Below are 793 nucleotides of genomic sequence, written 5' to 3'. Positions count from 1 at the left end.
CGTAATTGCATCTTGCAATTCTTGATAACGAAATCCTAACCTTAATCCAAGCGCAATAACTAAAAACCATGAAATAAATAGCGCTAATTGAATTGGGAGATCAAAAATCGTTTGGAAGGAAAAGACGACAGCAAGAAATAGGAATAAAAGAATGATGATTTCTAGCATCGAGGGTAATCTTACACTTTTCATTTTTTTCTCTCCTTACAAGTCGATAACATGATGTATGTCGTCTTACGTGTATGTAGTATACAATTAGCGAAGACAAAACAAAATTTTCATATTATTTCGATTTATTTTTTCAGTATAATATATTCACAACCCTTTCTATTGTAAAAGTAGATTGCGCTTTTCGCAATGAAAAATATAAAAAATGTTGTATTTTTATTTCTTTCGAAAAAACTATCTAATAACAACTTTTTTAATATTTGCCACAACAAAGATTTCCACTGCTGTTCTCAGTTCATATGTACTACTATATTTCCCCTTACCCAAAAGAACACACATCATTTATTACAATACAAGGGGCTGGTGGATGGATTGCGGCATTACCTGCAGCTGAAAAAAATCAAATCAAAAATCTTGCTAGCATTTTAACACCAACCGATCTACAATATTTTTCCATAATCAAAAAAGAGCATGTTACACTTTTATGTAACATGCTCTTTCTTTACTACTCTATATGGCTATGCCTGAATGTCTGCAAATTCTTCAATATGCTCGTACTCTTTTTCCAATTCCTCTAAAGACAGCTCGTATAATTGTCGTTCGCGAATCTTAAACACACCTGCTC

General features: G+C 32.4%; 1 protein-coding gene and 1 pseudogene. Both read right to left on the bottom strand.

Going from position 1 to position 793, the window contains the following annotated elements:
- A pseudogene (locus tag AC1DTM_RS29740) lies at positions 1-192 on the bottom strand (Na+/H+ antiporter NhaC); the annotation flags it as partial.
- A 494-nt stretch (positions 193-686) separates the two neighbouring features.
- On the bottom strand, positions 687-793 hold a 107-nt coding region (gene fbpA / locus AC1DTM_RS29735), incomplete at its 5' end, for a Fur-regulated basic protein FbpA (RefSeq protein WP_477001616.1).

This window comes from Bacillus sp. P4_D3, assembly GCF_056401855.1.
Note: the sequence above shows the minus strand (reverse complement) of the source record. Positions and strands in the feature narration are given on the sequence as shown.